Annotated in this window: 17 protein-coding genes and 1 pseudogene; 12 read left to right on the forward strand and 6 right to left on the reverse strand. The window is 45.9% G+C overall.

The window, feature by feature from the left end:
- Positions 1-382: 382 nt before the first annotated feature.
- Positions 383-962, reverse strand: a pseudogene (locus tag QUA04_RS08820) (transposase); the annotation flags it as partial.
- Between the two features lie 117 nt (positions 963-1,079).
- On the opposite strand from QUA04_RS08820, the gene QUA04_RS08825 reads away from it, so the two are divergent.
- From QUA04_RS08825 to QUA04_RS08835, 3 genes are all read left to right on the forward strand, one after another.
- Positions 1,080-1,724 (forward strand): ZIP family zinc transporter, encoded by a 645-nt coding sequence (locus QUA04_RS08825; protein WP_333255791.1) that lies wholly within the window; start codon positions 1,080-1,082, stop codon positions 1,722-1,724.
- A gap of 170 nt (positions 1,725-1,894) precedes the next feature.
- Positions 1,895-4,306 carry a bifunctional serine/threonine-protein kinase/ABC transporter substrate-binding protein gene (locus QUA04_RS08830; RefSeq protein WP_333255793.1) on the forward strand — a complete coding sequence of 804 codons (2,412 nt, stop codon included), beginning with the start codon at positions 1,895-1,897 and terminating at the stop codon, positions 4,304-4,306.
- A gap of 406 nt (positions 4,307-4,712) precedes the next feature.
- A complete protein-coding gene (locus QUA04_RS08835) occupies positions 4,713-5,432 on the forward strand; it encodes a PHP domain-containing protein (protein WP_333255795.1) in 720 nt (239 codons plus the stop codon).
- Positions 5,433-5,781: 349 nt separating this feature from the next.
- Here QUA04_RS08835 and QUA04_RS08840 read toward each other — a convergent pair whose 3' ends face one another.
- Positions 5,782-6,948: a CO2 hydration protein gene (locus tag QUA04_RS08840; RefSeq protein WP_333255797.1), complete on the reverse strand. Its 1,167-nt coding sequence runs from the start codon at positions 6,946-6,948 to the stop codon at positions 5,782-5,784.
- A gap of 177 nt (positions 6,949-7,125) precedes the next feature.
- Entirely contained in the window at positions 7,126-8,640 is a 1,515-nt protein-coding gene (locus tag QUA04_RS08845; protein WP_333255873.1) for an NADH-quinone oxidoreductase subunit M, read from the reverse strand.
- A gap of 164 nt (positions 8,641-8,804) precedes the next feature.
- Between QUA04_RS08845 and QUA04_RS08850 the strand changes: the two genes are divergently transcribed.
- The gene (locus QUA04_RS08850) at positions 8,805-9,380 is read left to right on the forward strand and encodes a Uma2 family endonuclease (RefSeq protein ID WP_333255875.1); all 576 of its coding nucleotides are present in this window, start codon (positions 8,805-8,807) and stop codon (positions 9,378-9,380) included.
- Between the two features lie 124 nt (positions 9,381-9,504).
- On the opposite strand, the gene QUA04_RS08855 is transcribed toward QUA04_RS08850, so the two are convergent.
- Positions 9,505-11,379, reverse strand: coding sequence for an NAD(P)H-quinone oxidoreductase subunit F (locus QUA04_RS08855; protein ID WP_333255799.1), 1,875 nt, complete (start codon positions 11,377-11,379; stop codon positions 9,505-9,507).
- A 624-nt stretch (positions 11,380-12,003) separates the two neighbouring features.
- On the opposite strand from QUA04_RS08855, the gene QUA04_RS08860 reads away from it, so the two are divergent.
- The 7 genes from QUA04_RS08860 to QUA04_RS08890 all read left to right on the forward strand — a co-directional run bounded on the left by QUA04_RS08860 (position 12,004) and on the right by QUA04_RS08890 (position 18,536).
- The gene (locus QUA04_RS08860; RefSeq protein ID WP_006635059.1) at positions 12,004-12,315 is read left to right on the forward strand and encodes a carbon dioxide-concentrating mechanism protein CcmK; all 312 of its coding nucleotides are present in this window, start codon (positions 12,004-12,006) and stop codon (positions 12,313-12,315) included.
- 96 nt (positions 12,316-12,411) lie between these two features.
- Complete coding sequence (locus tag QUA04_RS08865; RefSeq protein ID WP_006635058.1) at positions 12,412-12,753, forward strand: carbon dioxide-concentrating mechanism protein CcmK; 342 nt, start codon at positions 12,412-12,414, stop codon at positions 12,751-12,753.
- 263 nt (positions 12,754-13,016) lie between these two features.
- Positions 13,017-13,322, forward strand: coding sequence for a EutN/CcmL family microcompartment protein (locus QUA04_RS08870; RefSeq protein WP_333215294.1), 306 nt, complete (start codon positions 13,017-13,019; stop codon positions 13,320-13,322).
- A gap of 118 nt (positions 13,323-13,440) precedes the next feature.
- Complete coding sequence (locus tag QUA04_RS08875) at positions 13,441-15,093, forward strand: ribulose bisphosphate carboxylase small subunit (protein WP_333255801.1); 1,653 nt, start codon at positions 13,441-13,443, stop codon at positions 15,091-15,093.
- Between the two features lie 291 nt (positions 15,094-15,384).
- Entirely contained in the window at positions 15,385-16,062 is a 678-nt protein-coding gene (locus QUA04_RS08880; protein ID WP_333255804.1) for a carbon dioxide concentrating mechanism protein, read from the forward strand.
- Between the two features lie 205 nt (positions 16,063-16,267).
- A complete protein-coding gene (locus QUA04_RS08885; RefSeq protein ID WP_333255806.1) occupies positions 16,268-17,041 on the forward strand; it encodes a BMC domain-containing protein in 774 nt (257 codons plus the stop codon).
- 454 nt (positions 17,042-17,495) lie between these two features.
- On the forward strand, positions 17,496-18,536 hold the full coding sequence (locus tag QUA04_RS08890; RefSeq protein ID WP_333255808.1) for a tetratricopeptide repeat protein: 1,041 nt from the start codon (positions 17,496-17,498) through the stop codon (positions 18,534-18,536).
- 395 nt (positions 18,537-18,931) lie between these two features.
- Here the strand turns inward: QUA04_RS08890 and hemL are convergent, their stop codons facing one another.
- A complete protein-coding gene (gene hemL, locus QUA04_RS08895) occupies positions 18,932-20,230 on the reverse strand; it encodes a glutamate-1-semialdehyde 2,1-aminomutase (RefSeq protein ID WP_333035451.1) in 1,299 nt (432 codons plus the stop codon).
- A gap of 348 nt (positions 20,231-20,578) precedes the next feature.
- On the opposite strand from hemL, the gene hisIE reads away from it, so the two are divergent.
- Entirely contained in the window at positions 20,579-21,229 is a 651-nt protein-coding gene (gene hisIE / locus QUA04_RS08900) for a bifunctional phosphoribosyl-AMP cyclohydrolase/phosphoribosyl-ATP diphosphatase HisIE (RefSeq protein WP_333255810.1), read from the forward strand.
- A gap of 104 nt (positions 21,230-21,333) precedes the next feature.
- On the opposite strand, the gene QUA04_RS08905 is transcribed toward hisIE, so the two are convergent.
- On the reverse strand, positions 21,334-23,457 hold the full coding sequence (locus QUA04_RS08905; RefSeq protein WP_333255812.1) for an iron uptake porin: 2,124 nt from the start codon (positions 23,455-23,457) through the stop codon (positions 21,334-21,336).
- Between the last annotated feature and the right edge of the window lie 59 nt (positions 23,458-23,516).

The following is a 23,516-nucleotide window of genomic DNA, read 5'->3' on the forward strand; positions in this document are numbered from 1 at the left end:
TGAACTGTCAGGACTTCGGTTAGTTTCTTTTCCTGTTGTTCTATTTGCTGCGCCATTGCCTCCACCAGTTTTTTGACACTGGTTGGAGTTTTCCCCCAATCTTCTGGGGGTATCTGCTCTAAGTGGTTGACGCGCTTTTCTTCCATGTCACTTAATTTATCAGATTTTCTCCGCTTTTTGGGCTATTTCTCTTCTACCCCCCCCTGAACGGTTACGGAATATCTTAAAGATTTTTTAGCTTGGTCGGTGTTTAGTAATCTTGACGAACTCCGCACAAAAGTCCAGGAAATTTTGGCATCTTTCACCGCTCGCGTCAGTGGTTTTCTCACCGGATGGTCTTGGATTTTACCTTCTTTATCTCTATCACATCTTTAAAAAAATGGTATAAGCTATCTGCCAGGAATAAGTTGAAGTTAAAACCCACTGATGATAGCTTTTTTATCAACAGGGCTGCTATTTCTGGCTTGGTACGATATTTATCTCCTGACTGTAATCGTTCACGGGGTTTATACACTTCAAACAATAACGGAAATGTCATCCCGCAAAAAACACCGTAGGCTGTCACTACTACCATCCCATTATCTCTTTTCCATAAGTTTCTTATATACTGACGTTTAACATAATCTGTATTATTACCTTTTTCCTTGTCTCCTGTTTCATCTATTATTAAAATGAATGGTCGATTTTTTAATAAGATGGAAAATTAACTCTAATCGCCGAATCCTTAACTCTTCTATTGACCACGGTGATGATGTAAAAAGATGGTGTAATCCTTGATGATTATCTAATCCAACGATTTTAGCTATCGCAGGCAGTGTTTTACGTTTTAGCTCAGAAACACATCAATTATGAAAGTACTTAAAAGCCTCAAAACTCCTGACATCTGAAAACAGGCTTGTATACCATTGGCAATATTCATCCACAAATTTTACTGTCGGTGTGGCCCGACGAGGCTGTACCATACTCTGTGTATTGGTTCGAGAATTTTTACATTATTATACTACTGCCAGAGTGACAAAACAGGGTTAACATGAGTTGACTGACATTCAGGACATTGCATAAGCTCTGAGTTTTTTGAAGTGTTATTTTCGGGCGCTCGCACTATAAATCTATCATACCCTAATTCAGCAACACCGGAGCTTACAAGCGCGGCGGTTTCGACTCGACGGCGATCGGCTTTTTGGGGCGCTACTATCTACACAGCCACCAATTGGTTTGTGAATCAACAGGGAGTAAAACACCGCAAGCGATCGGGCGCTTTGCACGCAGCTAAAACAGAGTCAGGCGATGGCGGATTAGCCATCGCCCTCGGCGCGCTGTTAGATGGAATACCGGAGTCGATCATCCTTGGTGTCAGCATGATTTCTGGAGGCGCTGTCAGTTGGGTGACAGTAGCGGCAATTTTCCTCTCCAACATTACCGAAGGGCTCTCCAGCGCCGCCGGTATGAAAAAAGCAGGGAGATCGATCGGTTACATTTTTGGAGTTTGGGGCGCGATCGCAGTTATTTCCGGTATCGCAGCATTGTTAGGATATGCGGTTTTCAGCCACTTTTCTTCGGAAGTAATAGCCACAACTACCGCCGTAGCAGCAGGGGGTATTTTAGCAATGATCTCAGATACTATGATTCCCGAAGCATTCGAGGAAACTCACGATTTTGCTGGACTAATTACTGTCTGCGGATTTTTAGCTGCTTTTGTACTCAGCAAGTTAGCAGAAAGATAATTGATAATTAGCGATCAGTCATCACTAATATAGAAGTGGTAATTGCTGAGAGTTATAGTGTTTTTGATATATACAGAGACTAATTTGATATATTGCCAAGCTGTATCTGGCAACAAAAAAGCTTATAATCAACATCAACGATCGCACTTCCACAAGGAACTATAAAATTTATGTGTCTCAATCCCGGAGAGATACTAGCCGAACGCTACATAATCATCGCTCAATTAGGACAGGGAGGATTTGCTAGAACCTACACCGCTCAAGATCTACAAAACCCCGAAAATCCCCCGTGCGTGATTAAGGAAATTCCTTTTCCTGAATCCGAAAATCCCCAGGTATTGGAAAGAGCCAGGAGGCGATTTCAAAGGGAAGCTAGGGCTTTGAGCCGTCTAGGAAATGACTCGCGCATTCCTGAATTGTTCAATAGCTTTGAGGAAAATGGCAATTTTTACTTAGTTCAAGAATACATTCAAGGAACTCCCCTAAGTCAAGAACTCGTTCAGGGCCAGCAGTGGACGGAAGAAGATGTAATTACCTTGTTACGAGAAATTCTAGAAATTTTAAATTTTATTCACCAAGCAAATGTTATTCACCGCGATATTACACCTTCTAACTTAATTCGGCTTACACAATATCGTAAAATTGCTCTCATTGATTTTGGAGCTGTCAGAGAAATCAGCACTTTGACTTCTAGTAGTACAGGTGAAATAGTGACATCGCAGGCGATCGGCACAGAGGGTTATATGCCTGCCGAACAATACAACCCGCAGTCTGCCCCGCGACCCTACAATGATATCTATGCAGTAGGAATCATCGCGATTCAAGCTCTCACCGGGCGACATCCCAGAAATCTGCCACAAGACCCCGAAAATTGCCAAATTATCTGGGATTATTTAACATCGGAACCGGTTAGCGATGGTCTAACAAATATTTTAAACACAATGGTGCGCTTCCACTTTCAGCAGCGCTACCAATCTGCTACTGAGGTGTTGGAAGCCTTGGATTCGATCGTCGCACGGCCCGAGTTACCCAAAACTTCGGGGAAGTTGCGATCGCGCTTTCGCTGGCTGCTGTTCGGCGTTGCGGGAATTGCGGCTTGTGGGGCGATCGTACTTTTAATCCCCACAATTTCGCCGCTAATCCCCAGAATTTCCCCGCAACCAACGTGGCCTACACCCTCCCCAGATGGTGTAAGTTCTGGCGAAAAACTCCTAGTGCAAACCTCCGCCCTGTGGTCAAAACAAAGGGGAATCAATGAGTTTGCCGGCTCAAATTATCCCGAAGCTTTAAATTTGCTCAAACAGTCCTGGCGGGAAGACCGCAGAGATCCAGAAACTTTAATTTACATTAACAATGCTCTGCTGAAGGCAATCAATGCAGAATATTACACGATCGCAATTGTTGTCCCCATCCGCAGAAATCAGGACGGCAGCATCCTCAACGCAAATTTAGCCGAAGAACTGCTCCGTGGCATTGCTCAAGCTCAAACCGAAGTTAATTTAGGTCTTCTGGCTGCAAATGAAAACAATAAAGATTTTCCCGGTCAAGGTTTTCTCGAACCAAAAGCTATTAAAGGAAAAGGTCTCAAAGTCATCATTGCTGATGATGGCAATATCAAATCCTACGCCGTTCAAAGGGCTAATTCTCTGGTCGCTCAGCCCGATATTCTAGCAGTCATCGGACACTATACTAGCGACATGACTGTGGAAACAGTAGATATTTACAATCAAAATCAACTCGTCGCCATTTCTCCGGGAAGCACAACAGAAGAACTGACGCGCAAACCTCGAAAATTTTTCTTTCGGACGGCTCCGACAACTAGCAGAGAAGCTGAAGCTTTAGTAAATCAACTGCTAGGGGTCGGTGAGAAAAAAGCCGCAGTATTTTACAATCCCAACAGTCCGTTCAGCGCTTCTTTGTGGGAAGAATTCAAAAAGCAATTTGAAGCAAAAGGAGGCTCGACTTTTAGGCTAAGTAATTATTACGACTTATCTAAAAATAATTTTAACGCCGAAGCAGCAATCAAACAAGTTGAGAAAGCCGGAAAAACAGCCTTACTTGTCATTCCCGACGGTCAAGTCACTAATTCCCTGGAAAACGCGATCGAAATGATTAAAGCTAACCGCGATCGCAATTGGATTGTCGGGCCCTGGACTCTGTACGAGCCGAGAACGTTAGAAGTAGCAAAAGAGCTAAAGTCTATTGAAAAACTGGGCATATCCGTGTTTTGGCATCCGTCAATAAGTTTTGACAAAAAATTTCCGCAAAACGCTGAAAAATTGTGGGGAGGCCCGGTAAATACTCGATCGGCCTTAACCTATGATGCCGCCCGGACGCTGATTAAAGCCCTAGAAATGCAGCCTGAACCGAGCCGCGAAGGAATGCAAAAAACCTTAGCCGATCCCAACTTTAAAGCCGAAGGAGCCACAGGTATAATTGAGTTTGACTCAAAGACTGGAAATCGGAAAAATCCTCCCAAACGAGTAGCGCATATTGTACCCTGTTCTACAGCAATATATGGCGTTACCTTTCTGCCGATCGAATTTCCCACAGCCGCAGCCGCAGGTTTAAAGTGCGATTGAATTGATATCTTGTGGCATTTTCTACAAACCTTTTAAGGGCGGGCAGGATGCCCAACCCCTACTCCCCACAATAAAATTTACTCTTTGTGGAACAGGCATCTTGCCTGTTGTTAAGAATGATGCAATATGTGCGAGTAATTGATATCTTGTGGCATTGTCAACAAACCCTCCGGGACGAGTTTTACCAAGTATAATTGCCTAAAATCAATCATCTCATAAACCCGCCCCACCCGACGATAAAATGCTGGATAGAGAATTGTGGAAGATGTGCGAGTGAATTGATATTTTGTGCCGAACGCAACAATCCGCCAGATATTTCAATCCTACAGCCGACTATTGCCACAGGTGCAACATATCGATTTATTAGATATATTAAACAAAGCTAGTTTTTCCTATAATAACGTTTATGGCTGTCAACTTCGCTACCTCCCCCGCTTCTAGTCTCCGACCAGAAGCCCAGAATATCTCAGCACTCAAACAAGTCTTCCAGACAATTGATGCCGATAGCTGTCCGGGTTCCTATAACTTTCATATGCACACAGTCTACTCCGACGGGCGATTGCAGCCAGAGAAATTGATGGAACAAGCCATAGCCGGGGGTTTCAAAGGCTTAGCTATCACCGACCACCACAGCACCCAAGGCTACGTTCAAGCTCAAATTTGGCTGGATAATTGGAAATCAAACCATGCCGACAAAAATAGCGAAGCACCTAGTCTCTGGACAGGCGCTGAAATTAATGCCGAATTGCTCAACAATGAGGTACACATTCTCGGTTACGCCTTCGATCCGCAACATCCCAGTCTCAAACCTTACTTGCGAGGTAAAAGCACTGAAGGCACTTATTTTTATCCAGCAGCCAGGGTAATTGAAGCTATTCATGAAGCTGGAGGCTTAGCAGTTCTCGCACATCCTTGCAGGTATCGATCAACTGCAGATAAACTAATCCCAGAAGCAGCCCGTTTCGGCATTGACGGTGTAGAAATTTACTATGCTTACGGTAATCCCAATCCTTGGAAACCCAGTCCCATACAAACTGCTTTAGTCAAAGATTTAGCAGAAACTTATGGTTTGCTGGGAACTTGTGGCACGGACTCTCACGGTCTGAGTCTTCTAGTCCGAATCTAGATAGTTCGGAAATAAGAAGTGCTTTATCCTGTCATTACCAGTTTAAGCCTTAGCGGATATATATCTTCTGAAAGCAATCACACTGAGCCGAAAGCAAACACTTTATCAGGTCATATTATGTCCGCTAAAATGACTACTATAAAATTGTTTGTTAGTGAGGACTTCAGTCCTCATAAAAGGGTGTGGACTGAAGTTTTCACTACTTGCCTTATAACGGCTCTTTTACGGAACGTAATATCATTTCGATCACTAGGATGAGCTTTCGCCCTCCAAAAGAAAGCAATTGCTTTCTTCAGGTAATATTGTGGTAACTCCGAGAGACCTTGCGCCCTCAAAACCAGTTGCCCTTCTAGCGTTCGGGGAACAACTGACAGGCCCTGTTAGTTGGCTGATTTGCCCAATCCAAGCGAGAAGTCCCAAATCGATCCATCCAACCTTCCAAATAAGCTCGATTAGCCTTTTTTTCCTCTGGATCGGAGGTATTCATTGGATGAGGTGCTAAACCCAAAATAGTCGCCGTCGTCACGCAAAACATCGACTTTTGAAAACTCTGGCAAATTTGCACCCGCACATCGTCTTCACCCCGACAGCTACTGCGATAAACTTCGTGCAAATACTCCGGCAAATAATGACGCATATCTTGCATCAATTGAGTTGGCGGAATCCCTGCACCTCCAATAGGTAATGGATCAGCAAACAAAGCCCCGTAGGCAAAATCTTTTTGTTTTTCCGGGATTTGATGAGCTTGAGCGTTATAGGAAACTGTGCCAAAAAAAGCTGTGCCCCGAAAAAAAACAGCCTCTACATAAGGCACGGCTACATCTGGTAAAAATGTTAAGTTAGCCGAGGCCGGAATGATATCGTAGACTTGACCGTGAATCTTGACGCTGTAGGTAATCGGTAGGCTGGCTGCGGCGACTAAACCGGCTTTGACAAAATCAACTACATCAGAAATAGACTTAGTTTCCCCTCGATCGTAGGAATCAGATAAGTCTATGAACAAATCGCTCATTACCCGCCAAAACTGACCGAGACCCGTGTAGTAAGCCAGCATCCGCACTTGTTCCGGCAAAAAATCAGGAAATGCTTTGTTGAGTCCCTGCATGAAAAAATTGCCTTTCAATTTCGCAGCGATCGCCTTTCCGGCCAAACTGCTAAATTCCGGGGAATCCAAATAACTGTCCAAACCACCGCCGCCGTGCCAAAACATTGTTCTCATGCAATACTCAGCATACTCAAAATTAATGCGATCGTGCCACAAATAGCGAATTAATTTGGGCAGAGTCACATCTCCGTTGAAATATTTAAAAAACGGGAAAAGCACTAAAAACTGTTCTTCAGCGATGTAGTTGAGATTGCGAGAATAGGCATCGAGAACCACACCGTAACTTTTGAGAATGCCGACAACTTCTACTACATTTTCCGCCGATTCGGGAAGCAAAGCTTGGCCTGATTCCAAGATGTCAATGTATGCGGATAGGGGATGGGAAGATGGTTTTAATACGGTACTTGTCATTTTAATTAAGCCTGAATAGAAGGAAGAACGAAGAAATAGGTTTGTAGTAAGGACTAAAGTCCTTTAATGATGGGCTAAAAGCTGTTAAGAGAGGAGTTGCACTCCTCACTACGAACCTATGGGCTAAAAGCTGTTAAGAGAGTAGTTGCACTCCTCACTACGAACCTAGGTCATATTTTATTTCAAGTTTTGAGCAATCACTTTAACTTGGGGCGGCACATTAGCTACCATTCCGATCGCAGTTTTTTCGCTCAAAGCAACTAAAACTCCCGGCTGCACTCCCATGATTGCGATAATTATGGCTAAAATCAGCGAAGGGATGCGATCGCGCCAGCGGACTTGAGGCAAATTTTCCACCAAATCCGAAAGGCGGCCGAAAAAGGCGCGGTTGACCATAAGTAAAAAGTAAACTGAAGTTAAACCAGTGCCGATCATGCAAAGCAAAGTTTGCACGGGAAACACTGGCAAACTGCCCCGAAACATCAAAAATTCCGCAATAAATCCAGCCAAACCCGGAATGCCGGCACTAGCCATTACGCCGAGGATCATCAAACTGCCAATCATCGGCAAACCGCGATCGGGATTGAACAAACCTTTGAGCACATCGATGTTGCGGCTGCCGGATTTTTTGTAAACAACGCCGACACTCAAAAATAGCAGCCCCGAAATTAAACCGTGGCTAACCATTTGCAAAACTGTTCCCAGCATACTAATCGGAGTAGCTGCGGCGCTAGCTAACAAAATGTAGCCCATGTGAGCGATCGAACTGTAAGCTACAATTTTTTTCATATCTTTTTGGGCGATCGCGCAACTCGCCCCGTAAAGCACACTCACCACCGCCCAACTCGCCAAAGTCGGCGCCGCCACCGCCCACGCATCTGGAAACAAACCCAAACCAAAGCGCAGCATCCCATAAGTTCCCAGCTTCAAAAGCACCCCCGCCAGCAGCACCGAAACCGGCGTCGAAGCTTCTACGTGAGCATCCGGCAGCCAAGTATGAAAAGGCACCAAAGGCATCTTAATTCCAAAAGCCAGCAACACCCCTGCCAGCAAAATAATTTGCCTTACCAAAGGTAATGGCAATCCTCCTTGCAAATGCGATGCGCCCGCTGCACCAACCATATCGAAACTAGAAGCACCGCTAAGCCAACCAGTCCCCAAGAAAGCAGCCAGCAGCACAATTCCCGCAAATGCAGTATAGATTAAAAACTTAGTAGCAGCATAACCCCGGCGCTCGCCTCCCCAAATCGCAATTAACAGGTAAAGCGGAATCAATTCTACCTCAAAAAACAGGAAAAACAGCAGCAAATTTTGAGATAAAAAAGCCCCTGTTACGCCGCCGGTAATTAACAGAATCAAAGAATAATAAAGTCGAGGTCTGCGGATCGACTCATCCGTAGCGTAAATAGCTATTCCTGTCAGTAGAGTATTTAAAATTACCAAAGGCAGAGCCAAACCATCAACACCGAGATTGTAATTCAATCCCAAAGCATCTATCCAAGGAATAAATTCCGAAAACTGCAACTGACTTGTACTGGCATCAAACTGAACTGCCAAAATCACCGAGAGAATAAAAGTTATACCCGCAATGGCGATCGCGACATTCCGAACTATTTTAGAACTCACTGAACCAGGCCAGAGCCCAATCAGGGCAGCAGCCAACATTGGTATCCAGATTAAAGCACTGAGCATCAATTAAAACTTTCCTTTGTTACACAGTATTTAGAGCTATATTTAACATTAACGCAAAGCAACTACATATAAAAGCGATCGGCTGATTTTCTTGTTAACATAGATTCAAATGTCTCTGGAATCCGCCTATGACCTCAAGTCTTACAGAGTGAGAAGATTTGCAAATTAAATCCGGTTCTCCTTCCACCCGCCTCACCGTTGCAGACTTGGAACAACTGCAAGGTATACTCTGCGAAGCACATCTAGACTACCAATTAGAACTCGTAGAGGGGAAGATTATCATTATGGGCCCCTCAGACATTGTTTCGAGCGAAATAGGAGCAGAGTTTGGCAGACTTTTGGGGAACTGGGTCAAACCTCGCCAACTCGGACGAGTATTTGAATCTAGCGGCGGGTTTATTCTTCCCAATTCCGATCTGAGAGCTCCCGATGTTTCTTGTGTGACAGCCGATCGCCTCAAACAAAGTAAAAGGTATTTTGCCGAACTTGTCCCCGACTTAGTTGTAGAAATCAAATCTCAGTCCGATCGCCTCAAATCCCTGCGAGAAAAAATTTTATCATTCATCGAACTCGGAGCCAAAGTAAGAATATTAATCGACCCGGACGAACGCACAGTAACAGTTTACAATCCGACAGCCGAGCCAGTGGTATTGAGAGACGGCGACATGATTTCAATTCCCGAACTTTTGCCCGGTTGGGAAGTTGCGGTGACAGAATTGTGGCCGATCGAGTTTGAATAAAATTAGATAAAAAAGCAGACAAACCCAGAATAAAATTATCTGCGTTCATCTGCGGTTTAAAATTAAATAACATCAGACAAAAAGCAGAAAAACCCCGAAAAATTAATCTGCCAACCTCTGCGGTTTAAAACTGCCAAATAATCAACGCCAGCAAGACAGCAACCCCCGCTGCAATAGTCAACACATAAAACTGCGACTGACCGGTGCTGCTGTACTTCAACCCTTCACCGCTGAAAATTGTGGCAAAACCGAACAAATTCACCGCCCCGTCCACCACATACCTATCAGTCCAAGCGCTTATTTTAGAAATAAAAGCCACAGCCCAAACGACAGTCAAGCGGTAAACCCGATCGATATAAAAATCGTAAGCAAACAAATCCTGCAACGCCGGGACTGGCAGCCGTACCGGTCGAGGTAAAACGCCGTACCAATAAATCGCCACCCCAACCGCAACGCCAATCAACCCAGATAACAACAACAGCGGCGTATCCAGCGTCTTCAAAAGCAAATTTAAAGTATCAAAATCCCCGGTTTGCGCCCAAGGCCCAGTCCAACTAATTAATAGTTGCCACTCCTGCAACATCCAAGGCACCAACAGCCCCATCACCGTCAAAATTACCATCGGCAAAGCCATCTGCCAACCGACTTCCGGAGCTCTGCGAGTTTTAGGCTGCGGTTTTCCAGCAAACACTAAACCGAATATGCGAGTTAAATTTAGCGCCGTCAAACCATTAACTAAAAGCAGCACTATTACCAGCCACAAAGGCACCGTCCAAAAACCGTTGAGCCAGCGTCGCATCGCCCAAAAGTTACCCAGAGGCAACAAGGCTACCATCCCCGCAGCGCCTACTAAATAAGCCGTAGTTGTGGCAGGCATCTTCGACCACAACCCACCCATTTCTGTTAAATCTTGAGTGTTAGTTGTGGTAATAATTGACCCTACGCTCATGAATAATAGGCCCTTGGCGATCGAGTGCGCGAACAGCAACAGCAAAGCAATGTCAACTTGATTGAGCCCCACGGCGATAAACACCAAACCCATAGAAGCGCTGGTAGAATGCGATAGTGCTCTTTTGATGTCGATTTGGGCGATCGCCACCAAGGAAGCGCCAACAGCCGTCACCGCACCCAAAACCACGAGTACCGCATCCGTCACGGGGGACAGCGCCAAAACAGGCTGAAGTTTAATCAAAACATAAGCCCCAGCGCCCACAACTACCGTATTCCTCATAATCGAAGCCGGGTTGGGCCCTTCCATCGCCTCGTCGAGCCACAAATGGAACGGAAATTGAGCGCACTTGGCCGTAGGTGCGGAGATTAAAGCTAAACCTAAAAGAGTCGCCACTAGGGGAGACAAAGTTGCAGTTTCCGCCCATGTTTCCAAATCGGAAAAATTCAAACTTCCCGCTAAAGTTGAAAGCGTCACTACTCCCATCAGCAGTGGCACGTCTCCTACACGCTTTGTTAAAAACGCATCTCTAGCGGCTGTTACTACCAGCGGTTGAGCGTACCAAAACCCGACTAGCAAGTAAGTTGAAAGCGTCAGCACTTCCAACAAAGCGTAAGTTATAAGCAGCGAGTCGCTAATGGCAATGCCGCTAATTGCCGCTTCAAAAAAACCCATCAGCCCAAAAAATCGAGCTAGCGCCCAGTCTTTTTCCATGTAGCCTAGAGCGTAAATTTGTGCTAGCAAACTCAGAACACTAACTAACTCCATTGCTCCGACGCTGACGGTGGAGATTTCTATTGCAAAAGACAAATCTAAATCGGCTGCTTGCACCCAGTGTACCAGCAACTGTTGGGGCGGTTGATCCCAAGTCGCTGTAAAAATCACTGACCCGTGTATGAAAGCCAACACAGTCATCAACAAATTGAAGTAAGCGGCCGGTCTGGGCCCTGTTCTGCGAACTGTTCCCGTAGACCACGGCAAAGTTAAAATTGCGCCTATCAAGCCATATAAAGGTACCCACCAACAGGCTTGGAGGAGAAATTGAGTCATTTAATTTATCCCTTAAACTTCAAATTACCGGCTGCCTTTATACAAAAAACAGTCGCGGTAGATCGCGCGAGACCCTAAAACTTTGACTAACCCCGATCGTATAGTTGTGGCAAAATAATTTGCACTCCAGATTAACTATACATTAAAGCATCAAAACAGATAATTATCTCAAGACAAAATTAGTGGTTGAGCAGACGAGGCACTCAAAGAAAAAAATGCCTGCCAATGGGCCAAGACTGCCTTTTTTGCCGATTTCCCTGCGATCCCCCTTTTGAAATCCCCAAGTTTCCCGCCAGTTATCAGCTCTTGCTTCACATACCGGACTCTACTTTATGAGTATTCTTACTTACTTTAATCCCCCCTCGCTCTCGGTATCTACCCCTCTCAATATTAAGATTATTAAATAAATATTAAATTAGTTTAAGTAACATAAAAAATTTTAATTTTTGTTATTAAACATTATGATGTTAGTTTATATTGTCAAGGTGGACAGCTTCCCCTATTCTTATAGGATAGGAAGCTTTACACTGCCTTACTAAAAAATGTGGGCCTCCCCGTCCAAATTTTTAGATTTCTCAAAGATTTGTAACGGTAATTTCGCTCATCCTCAAAGGAGATTCAAAAATGTCAATTGCCGTGGGAATGATTGAGACAAAAGGTTTTCCCGCTGTTGTGGAAGCTGCCGATGCTATGGTCAAAGCTGCCCGCGTTACCCTCGTGGGCTATGAAAAAATCGGCAGCGCCCGCGTCACCGTAATTGTGCGCGGCAACGTGTCGGAAGTCCAAGCCTCAGTCGCAGCCGGAGTGGAATCCGTCAAGCGGGTGAACGGCGGAGAAGTTGTCTCTACCCACATCATCGCTCGCCCCCACGAAAACCTAGAATACGTTCTGCCGATTCGATACACAGAAGCAGTAGAACAGTTCCGAGGCTACTAAGTTCTTAGCGCACAAAAATTTCGTTAAACGAAAATTTGTGCGATCGTCAAAAATTAACTCTTTAGTTCCCCAAATATTCAATCAGGAGTAAAACCAATGGCAATTGCAGTTGGCATGATCGAAACATTAGGCTTCCCCGCAGTGGTAGAAGCCGCTGACGCGATGGTCAAAGCAGCCCGCGTCACCTTGGTAGGCTACGAAAAAATCGGTAGCGCTCGGGTTACGGTCATTGTAAGAGGAGATGTCTCGGAAGTGCAAGCTTCTGTCGCAGCCGGAGTAGAGTCAGTGAAGCGCGTTAACGGCGGACAAGTGATGTCCACCCACATTATCGCCCGCCCTCACGAAAACTTAGAGTACGTGCTGCCGATTCGCTACACCGAAGCTGTAGAACAGTTCCGTGAAGGCGTGAGCGGCATTCGCCCTCTCAACAGATCATAAGATAGGCGATCGATCGGCTGTTAGGGGCGTTTGGTAATTAAAAATTAAAAATTAAAAATCGCGCTGTTTTTGATTTAGCATTTTTAATTTTTAATTGAGGTGGGTATGGGATATTGGTTATTAGTCATGAGTCATGAGTCATGAGTCATTAGTTACTAGACGAAGCTCTAAAAAGCGGACACCGGACATCGGACAGAGCTAATAAAAAAAAAGTGACCCTGTAAAAATGACAATTACCAATTACCTATTACCTATTACCTAAAATGCAAATGGCCAAAGTTCTCGGCACAGTTGTCAGTACCCAAAAAGAGCCGACACTGAGAGGATCGAAATTTCTACTGTTGCAATTCATTGATGAGGAAGGTTCCCCAGTTGCCGGATATGAGGTAGCCGCTGACTGTGTGGGCGCTGGTATCGATGAATGGGTCTTAGTGACCCGAGGCAGCGCAGCCCGGATAGCGCCCGGAAGCGAAAACCGTCCGATCGATGCTCTGGTAGTAGGCATTATAGATACTGTCAATGTAGAAAACCGCCTCATTTACAGTAAAAAAGACGACCCGTACGGCTAGTTGCAACCGTTAGCACTTAGCAGTTAGTGGAAAAATAACTAACAACTAACAACTAACAACTAACAACTAACAACTAACAACTAACAAAAAGATTTTTCAGTTTAGGAGAACTTAATTTATGGCAGTCCGCAACGTTGCGGCTCCCCCGACGCCTTGGTCGAAAAACTTGGCTGAGCCCAAAATTCACGATACCGCCTTTGTACATTCCTTTTCTAACATTATTGGGGATGTGCATATCGGTTCTAATGTGATGATTGCCCCCGGGACATCTATCCGCGCCGATGAAGGCACTCCTTTTTATATCGGAGAAGGAAGCAACATTCAAGACGGAGTAGTGATTCACGGCCTAGAAAAAGGCCGAGTCACAGGAGACGACGACAAATCCTATTCTGTGTGGGTGGGGAAAAATACTTCCCTCACCCACATGAGTTTAATTCACGGCCCTGCCTACGTGGGCGAGAACTGCTTTATCGGCTTTCGCTCTACGGTGTTCAATGCCAGAGTGGGCAACGGCTGCATTGTCATGATGCACGTACTAATTAAAGATGTGGAGATTCCCCCCGGTAAGTACGTACCTTCGGGAGCCATCATCACTAATCAGAAGCAAGCCGATCGCTTGCCTGACGTTCAAGATTCTGACGTTCAATTTGCGACCCATGTCATCGGCATCAATGACGCTCTGAGAACGGGTTATCGCTGCGCTGAGAACATCGCCTGTCTAGCACCAATTCGCAACGAGCAAACTAAAAACCCAAATATGACTCAAACCAAATATTCTACCCATGCCGGCACCCAATTGAGTTCAACTCTTGCCGATAGCATCCGCAATTTACTAGCCCAAGGATACAGCGTGGGAGCCGAACACGCCGACGCACGCCGCTTCCGTACCGGTTCTTGGCGCACTTGCGGCCCAATTTCCTCAACCCGCGACTCTGAAGTAATCGCGGCTTTGTCAGCTTGCATGGCCGAGCACCAAGGAGAATACGTCCGCTTGATCGGGATTGACACCAAAGCCAAGCGCCGCGTACTAGAAGAAATCGTCCAAAGACCGGGAGACAACGGCTCTAACGGTTCTAACGGCGCGAAAACGCACCAATTTAACGGTAAAGTTGCACAAGCTTCCAACCACAATAGCGGTTCCGTGTCAAACGGGAAATTGAGTGCCGAAACAGTGGCTCAGGTTCGTGGCTTACTAGCCCAAGGCTACAAGGTGGGGACGGAACACGCCGACGCGCGCCGCTTCCGCACCAGTTCTTGGCAAAGCGGGGCTTCGCTGCAAGTGAGAAACGAATCTGAGGCGATCGCCGCTTTGGAAGCTGTGATGAATCAGTACCCGGGCGAGTACGTGCGCTTGATCGGGATTGACCCGAAAGCTAAGCGACGCATAGTTGAAGAAATTATTCAGCGTCCAGACGGGCCGGTGGCTCAATCGGCTAAGCCGGCAGCAACATCTAAGTCGGCAGCAACATCGGGATACAAAGCAGCTTCGACTGGTTCGGCGAGCAGCGGAAGTTTGACCGGCAAGACGATCGACCAAATCCGCAACCTGCTTTCCCAAGGCTACAAAATTGGCACGGAACACGCCGACGCGCGCCGTTTCCGCACCGGTTCTTGGAGCAGCTGCGCCCCGATCTCATCCAACCGCGAATCCGAAGTGATTTCTGCCCTCGAAAGCTGTCTCAAAGAACACAGCGGCGAGTACGTCCGCTTGCTGGGCATCGACTCCAAGGCGAAGCGCCGGGTACTCGAAGAAATTATCCAACGACCTTAATTTGCTAGGTAATTAGCTTGTTTCTCCCGTTAAGTCTTTGCGCTAGACCCACGGGAGAAACCCCAGCGGATTGAAGTTGGATTTGAGATAGTTAAAAAGCTCGAATGAGAAATGTTGGTCAAAATCTAGAATCTTCGGAAAGTTTCTATAAAACGTTAAAGCATCAAGCTTCTCAGTATTAGTAAATTATCGTTTCTTAGATTGACATGATGGTTAAATTTATCAGTCGAGAAAACCCATAATTTAAAGTCGTTTTATCGAAAAAAATAGCTCCTTTCATGGTGAAGTCGAATGTATTTATCGCCACTGCAATTAAGTAGCAACTCTCAGATTTTGATGAGTGGCGATGTAGTTGTGAATGAGGGTGCGGCGATCGCCCCTGGAGCAATCCTGCAAGCAGATCCGGGCAGCCGGATCTTGATCGCCGCCGGTACCTGTATCGGTATGGGAGTTATCCTTCACGCCCGTGAAGGTACTCTGGAAATCGCGGCGGGCGTTATTCTGGGTGCAGGGGTGCTGGTCGTAGGTGCGGGAACGATCGGGGAAAATGCCTGTATTGGCGCCGGAACGACCCTAATCAATCCTTGTATCGAAAAAATGCAAATTATGCCAGCAGGTTCTCTAATCGGAGATACCAGCCGCCAAGCCGCCGCAGAAGCAACCGCAACAGCGCCAACAGCAGCGCCAACATCACCAGAAACCCCCGAAGCCACTACGCCACCAGTAGATCGACCGATCGAGCCGATCGAGCCGCCACAACCCGCCCAAACACCGCCTAAAACTGCGCCGGAGACTGCCCCAGAGCCGCCGGAATCCACCGCCGCAGAGCCGCCCCAACCAGGGGAAACGCCAACTATTCTGTACGGTCAAGCTCACATCAATCGGCTGTTGGGGACGCTGTTTCCGCACCGGCAAGCTTTTAATCGATCGGAGGAAAACGGCCAAACTCTATCGGGCGGTTCCGGGTAGCCGTCATTTCCGCAAAAGGCAGCTATGCTGAAGGCAGAAAGATCAAATATAAATAGGTAATCTCATATTATTGGTAGCTCAGCAATTTGTAAGGCCTTGCCGCAGCAATCTGTGTCTTGTAGCTCGTGCAGTCTGTCTTCTCATCTGAGAAACTATAAACTATCAACAAATTTTTATTTTGGGAAGTTTCTAAGGGTAATAGAAGATGGACGGACAAACAGATCGTAACAGTCACGAAGAACGATCGCAGCGCCAGGAATACTTCAAAGACACTGCTTTGGGTTTGGTATCCACCAAGAGTTTTCCGGCAATTGTGGGGACTGCTGACATGATGCTGAAGTCGGCAGGAGTGATTTTAGTAGGATACGAAAAAATTGGTTCCGGTCACTGTACCGCGATCGTCCGGGGCAGAATTTCGGATGTGCGTTTGGCTGTGGAAGCTGGAGCTCAAACAGCCGAACAGTTCGGGCAGTTTGTTTCTAAGTTGGTGATTGCTAGACCTTTGGCTAATTTGGAAGTGGTTTTGCCGATCGGCTTTCGCCTGACTCAACTGTCGGAAAGCGGCAATTATTCTCGGCTTAGCCATCAGGCGATCGGTTTGCTCGAAACCCGGGGATTTCCGGCAATGGTCGGTGCTTGCGATGCTATGCTCAAATCTGCAGACGTACACTTGGCAGCTTACGAGAAAATAGGCGCCGGTTTGTGCACGGCAATTATTCGCGGTGCAGTTGCAGATGTAGCAGTAGCCGTAGAGGCCGGGATGTACGAAGCTGAGCGAATTGGCGAGTTGAACGCGGTGATGGTAATTCCGAGGCCTTTGGAAGATTTGGAACAAACTTTACCGCTGGCGAGTTGCTGGATCGAGCAGCGTAAACCTGTGATGATGCCCGTGTCAGTTAAGGAAAAGGAACAAGAATTGATCGAACTTCCAGATTTGGAGAAATTGACTGTTTATGTGGAAGAGGAAATCAATCGGTAATTGGTAATTAGGCACCAAAAGTTTGTAGAGACGTACTGCCGCAAATACTGAGACGAAGTTTGTCAAAAAAAATATAGAGTTTACTCGGTAGGACTGCGGACCACAATTTATACTGAGTAGTGGTCTCAAACTTAATTTGCCGATCGAGCCGATCGCCGCCGCATCAAGAGACACAGAACACCAAGTAAAACTAGACTTTTGAGATAAAGTCGATCGTCGGGTCAACGAGCGAACTGACTAATAAGTAAATCCAGCCGAGGTGCAGAGCCTTTCAACAGGATTTAACTACTGTTAAAATAAACCAAAAATCCTGTTTAGGGTAGATTGCCGGGAATTATTGAAGAGTTACTCTGACCGCAGGTGGATGCTCTTTCAACAGATTAACGGCTGTCCAACTCAAAACTGACTGCACAGGAATCAACCCCCAGAATCAAGCAATCCTGAAAGTTGACCTATGAACCTCAAACAATTTTACAAGCGCGGTTTGCACAGCGCCAAGAAAGGAAACTATGAAGCGGCACTTGAGGACTTCGATCAGATACTGCAACTCAATCCCGCCGATGCCAAAGCCTATAACAATCGCGGCTTGGTTTACTATTACATGAAAGACTACCAAAAAGCGATCGCCGACCTCAGCCAAGCCCTAGATATCAATCCTAATTTGTTCGAGGCTTACTTAAATCGAGGTAATGCTTGGCGTCATCTCGGAGAACACGAAAAAGCCATTGATGATCTAAACTGTGCTTTAGCAAATAAGCCTAACAGCCACGCTATCTACAACAACCGAGGACTTGTACTTGCTAATTTAGGAAATTACGAAGAAGCAATAGAAGACTACAATCGAGCCCTATCTATCAATTCCAACAATTATAAAACCTATTACAACCGGGGGCGCGCTTACTACCTTTTGGGAGAAAAAGAGGCAGCAACGGAAAACTTTAACGAAACGCTGCGGTTGAATCCTAAATATATCAAAGCTTACATAAATCGAGGTCTCTGTTACCACCAACTAGGAGACAATACGCAGGCGATGGCCGATTACAACATTGCACTCGCCATCGATCCACAAAATATTTATGCCTATTATAACAGAGGTTGCGTTCGCTATAAATTAAAACAAATGCAGCTTGCAATTGAAGACTTTGACAAAGCAGTGGAACTCGATCCGAACTATGTTAAAGCTTATCTCAACCGGGGTTTAGCGCTGTATAAACTGGGAGATGTGGCGGCAGCAAATAAGGATTTTTACCACGTAATGTGCATTAATGCTGAAGCTTATGTATACTACCAAGCCCAGCGGTGCACGCCGGATATTAATTCGTACTTCAAAGAAGCGCCGCAGGTGGAACTTAATAATGCTGTAGAATACTACAACACAACATTAAATACGATGTCAACTTCCTTAAGTTCCGCAGCATTAAACGCGGTCTGGAATCAAGAAGATTTGGAGAACAGAGAGTCGATTATCTGTGAAGGTGAATTTATTAATGATTGATTTAGTCAGTAGTCAGTAGTCATTAGTCATTAGACTTATTGCATAAATCTTTAAGCGACAGGGAAAATGCAAATGCAACGCAGAGTCATTTAAAGATATTTTGTGAATGTATGCAATTCAAGTCTAATGAGTCAGCAGTCATTACTCATTCGTCATTAAGTAGATCATCGTAAAAAAACAATACCTCAGAAACCCGGTTTCTTCGTATATTTATCGTGAGTCGTCGCAAAATCTCGGAGAAACCGGGTTTCTAGCCCCCTGCGTAAGCCCTGATCAAGAGATTTTTAACGCCGATTGGGTAGGAGTTAAAAATTAAAGTCCTTACTGCCAAAAAACAGCAAGGACTATAATCATTTATTCCTGAGTTTTAAGGACTTTAGTCCTTAAAACTCAGGTTAAATACTTGCCATCACTTCACGCGCTGCAGCCAAAGTTCGATCGATATCTTCCTCAGTATGAGCCAAAGAAGTAAATCCCGCCTCAAACTGCGAAGGAGCAAGATAAATTCCGTGCTCCAACATTCCCCGGTGAAAACGGCTGAACTTCGTCAAATCCGACTTCTTCGCATCCTCGTAATTGTGAACCGGGCCAGCCGCAAAAAACAAGCCAAACATCCCGCTAATTTGCCCGCCCCAAACCGCGTGTCCGGCTTCCTTAGCAATTTTTAGCAATCCATCAGACAGTTTTTTGGTAATCTTATCCAACTGTTCGTAAGTGCCGGGTTTTTGCAGCAATTCCAAAGTCTTAATCCCAGCAGTCATCGCCAAAGGATTTCCCGAAAGCGTACCCGCTTGATACATCGGTCCAGCAGGAGCCACCATCCCCATAATATCCCGCCTTCCCCCGTAAGCTCCCACCGGCAAACCGCCGCCGATAACTTTACCCAAAGTAGTCAAATCCGGGGTGACACCGAATCTTTCCTGAGCTCCGCCGTAGGCTATGCGGAAACCGGTCATTACTTCATCAAAAACTAACAAAGCACCGTTATCTTTAGTAATTTCCCGCAAACCTTCGAGAAAACCTGCATCCGGGGTAATAAAACCGGCATTCCCCACCACTGGTTCGAGAATTACGCCTGCTATCTCGCCGGGATTTTCGGCAAATAAAGCTTTGACTGCTTCTAAATCATTGTAGGGAGCGTTGAGGGTATTGGCAGTAGTGGATTTCGGGACGCCCGGAGAGTCGGGAAGGCCCAGAGTTGCAACGCCGGAACCGGCTTTTACCAAGAACATATCGGCGTGCCCGTGATAGCAGCCTTCAAATTTAATCAGTTTATCGCGTCCGGTGAAAGCTCGCATCAGCCGCAAAACGGCCATACAGGCTTCGGTGCCGGAGTTGACAAATCGCACCATTTCAATGCTGGGAACCGCATCGATGACCATTTCAGCGAGTACGTTTTCCAACAGCGATGGTGCGCCGAAACTCGTACCTTTTTCTAAAGATTCGTGCAAGGCTTTGATGACTTCCGGGTGGGCGTGGCCACAGATGGCTGGGCCCCAAGTGCCTACATAGTCAATGTATTGGTTTTCGTCAACATCCCAAATGTAGGCTCCTTTTACCCTGTCAAAGACGATAGGCTGTCCGCCTACAGATTTGAAGGCACGGACGGGGGAACTGACGCCACCTGGCATCAACTTCTGGGCTGCAGCGAAAATTTCTTCTGATTTGGTCGTTTTCAAGGTTGTGGAAACCAATGTTTTCTCCTTAGTGAACGTCTGTTGTTGGTAGAATAATTTTATAGCCAGTTCAACATAAAGGTTAGGTCGATTCAAGGAAACTATTCTAGTAGATTTTAGGGTACAAACCAATGAGTAGCAATACTAGCTTGGGTTTTTTAGGCTTTGTCGCACTAGCACCGTGAAGCGAAGCTATCCCGTAGGGAATCGCCCTAAAATGTAATTTTTTGTAAAATAGTTCTTGACAATTTAGCCATCAGTTGCTCAATCTTCTCTCTTCCTCTGCCTCCTCTGCGTTCTCTGCGGTTAATAAAAAAATCTCCGACAGGAAAGCGTTAATCTATATTACCAAGTTGAAATAAAATTATGTCTACTACTGATTTATCAAGTTTGAGCCGATCCATCCCAATTGAAAAGATTCGTTACGACGATCGCGGTTTAGTGCCTGCGATCGTCCAAGATTATTTGGACGGTACGGTGTTGATGATGGCGTGGATGAATCGGGAGTCGCTGCAAAAAACGCTCTCTACCGGGCAAACTTGGTTCTGGAGTCGATCGCGCTCCGAATTGTGGCCCAAAGGCGCGACTTCGGGACACATTCAAAATGTCAAAGGGCTGCGTTACGACTGCGATAGCGATGCTTTGCTGGTGACAGTCGAACAAGTCGGAGACATTGCTTGTCATACCGGAGAAAGAAGTTGTTTTCACCAAGTTGATGGGGAAACTTCACCGCCGCCAGGGGATATGTTATCTCAATTATTTGCGGTAATTTGCGATCGCCGCGATCATCCTAACGAAAGTTCTTATACTTGCAAGTTGTTCGAGGGCGGCGACAACAAGATTCTCAAGAAAATTGGCGAAGAGTCGGCGGAAGTGGTGATGGCTTGCAAAGATGACGACAAAGAGGCGATCGCTGGGGAAGTTGCGGATTTATTTTATCACGCTTTGGTTGCTTTGGCTCACCATCAAGTTGATTTAAGAGCAGTTTACCGTAAATTGGGCGATCGGCGAAAATAATCAAAAATTGGTAATTGGTAATTGGAAATCGGGAATTGATACAGCAGATTCCGCAGGTGTACTTCACAAACGTCGAATCTGCTGTATGTAGGTTAGCACTCCCTTTAGAAGGTAAAAGTTGTGCGTAGGACTCCCACCCCTACGGTGTCATTATCCTTAGTTCCTTCAGGATTGAACAGCACAAAAGCTCCGGGTGTAATGCTGATATTATCGTTGACTTTGAAGCGGTAATAAGCTTCTAAATGGTAAGGAGTTGCTTTGTTTTGCTGAAAACGAGCACCGCCACTTACCGAATCCCGATCCAAAGGCTGCCCAAACAGAATACCTGCATTATTGCCCTGTTTGAACAAATCTCGGAAATGGAAACCTACCATCCAACTGTTAAAAGTTGTAGAAGCATTGCTTCTTTCAGCATCAGCAATTATCCAACCTCCATAGGTAGAAACAGCTAATTTCGGAGAAAGCCGCCAAGTTGCAGTACCGCCAAACGAATTCATCCTCACCCCGCCGCTAACAGGTTGTCTATCTCTTCCCAAAATTGAACCCAAATCCGCATCAGATAATCCTGTGGCAAGAATATTCAATTGGTGGCGGCTGTAAGCGTAATTCAAACCAATGTCAATACTGCTAGTTGGTTTAATCGTTAACTGTGCCGCAGCAACGGTACTGCCATTAAATAAACCCGCACCCAACGGAGTAGCTGGAAAGCCTAAATCGTTGGGCAAAGCAGCATTTACACTGCCGTACAAAGCTGTAAGATTGACTTTTTTGGAAAGGTTCCAAATAAACCCACCTGCCGATGCCAAGCCGCTGCCTGAAGTGCCGCCGGATACGCGCACTACAGGGTTGTAACCTCCAAACCTAGAAATAGATTCTTGGCCTTCTCCAGCGAAAGGAGTGATGGCTTGAAAAGCATCAGAAGTTTCAGCTTTCGGGCCCGCGAATAGAGTGAGGCTGTTAGAAACTGGAAAAACGTAAAGCAGTTTGTAAAGTTCAACAGTATTGGCGCCAATGCTAGATAAATTCTGAGGATTGATTCCGGGGAACTGCGGCTCAAAACTCAGCCTTGCCTGACTGTCAGACAAACCGCTAAATGCCCCCGTTGACAAACCCAAATCAGGCCCGAAGCTGCGAATGTTGTAAGCTTGTAAGCCTGTTATTAGGGTATCTTTGCCCGTAAAACTGGTTAGCAGATTCAGCCGCAGTCGGTAATTGAAGACTGTTTGAGTATCGCTATGATTGTTTTTCGTAGTATCGGCAACGCTAAAAATTGCTTCGCCGCTGAGTTTAGTTGTTGTCGAAAATTGATTGGCTTCTAATTCGGAGGTACGGGCTTCCAAAGCATCGACTCTACCGCGCAAAGTAGCTAATTCTGCTGCAAATTCTTCTTGCAGTCTTTGGAGTATTGTTAAGTCTTCTTTCGTCGCTAAATTGGTTGTACCTGCTTTAATTAGCTCGTTAACCTTATCCAAGCAAGCGTTTAAACCGGCGGCAAACTCGTAGCGAGTCATTGCCCGATTGCCTCGGAATGTGCCGTCAGGATATCCCGCTATGCAGCCGTATCTTTCGACTAAAGATTGCAGGGCTTGAAATGCCCAGTCTGTGGGGCGCACGTCGGAGAGTTGAGATACAGATGTTACTTGCTGGAGTTCGCTGGATTCGGAAGTTTCGCTGTTGGCTGCTGGGGGTTCTAAGGAAGCGCTGTTTTCGATTTCAGCTAACTTTTCGGAAGTAGAAGTTTCTGTTTGGGCAATTACTGCTGCAGGGTTAGGGGTGGGAATGACAGATGTTTTTTCTGTGACTTCTGCTGGTGTCTGCGAGTTTTGGGAAGGGGCAACAGATACTTGTTGTGTGACTTCTGCTGGGGCTGGGTTTGCTGGTTTTTCGGCTAAGTTTAATGAGTTTTCCCCGGGATTTTCTGCGGTTAATGCTGCTGTTTCGGGCAGATTCAGGTTGGCAGTTTCTTGGGGGAGATTGGCGAGTTGATTGGTTGTTGAGACGGTGTTGTCAACTTGCAGCCCCTCAACTAATTTTAACTCGGATCTTTCAGGGGCTTTGACCTGATTTTCAACAGTTGTATTCAGGCTAATTTTAGCCTCTGACTCTTTTAACTCTTCAGTACCTAATGTCTTTTTTTCGGCGGGAGGCATGGCTGCCAATGGTAAAGAACTGGCAAGTATATACAGTAAACCTACTGCGCCAGCACTAAATAATAGATGTGCTTTCACTAGAACTCCTCACAAATTTGACTGTAAAATTGCTATTAGCTTTCTAGGAATTGTAAAAC

Source organism: Microcoleus sp. S13_C5, from assembly GCF_036700845.1.
In the GTDB taxonomy this organism is placed as follows: domain Bacteria; phylum Cyanobacteriota; class Cyanobacteriia; order Cyanobacteriales; family Microcoleaceae; genus Microcoleus.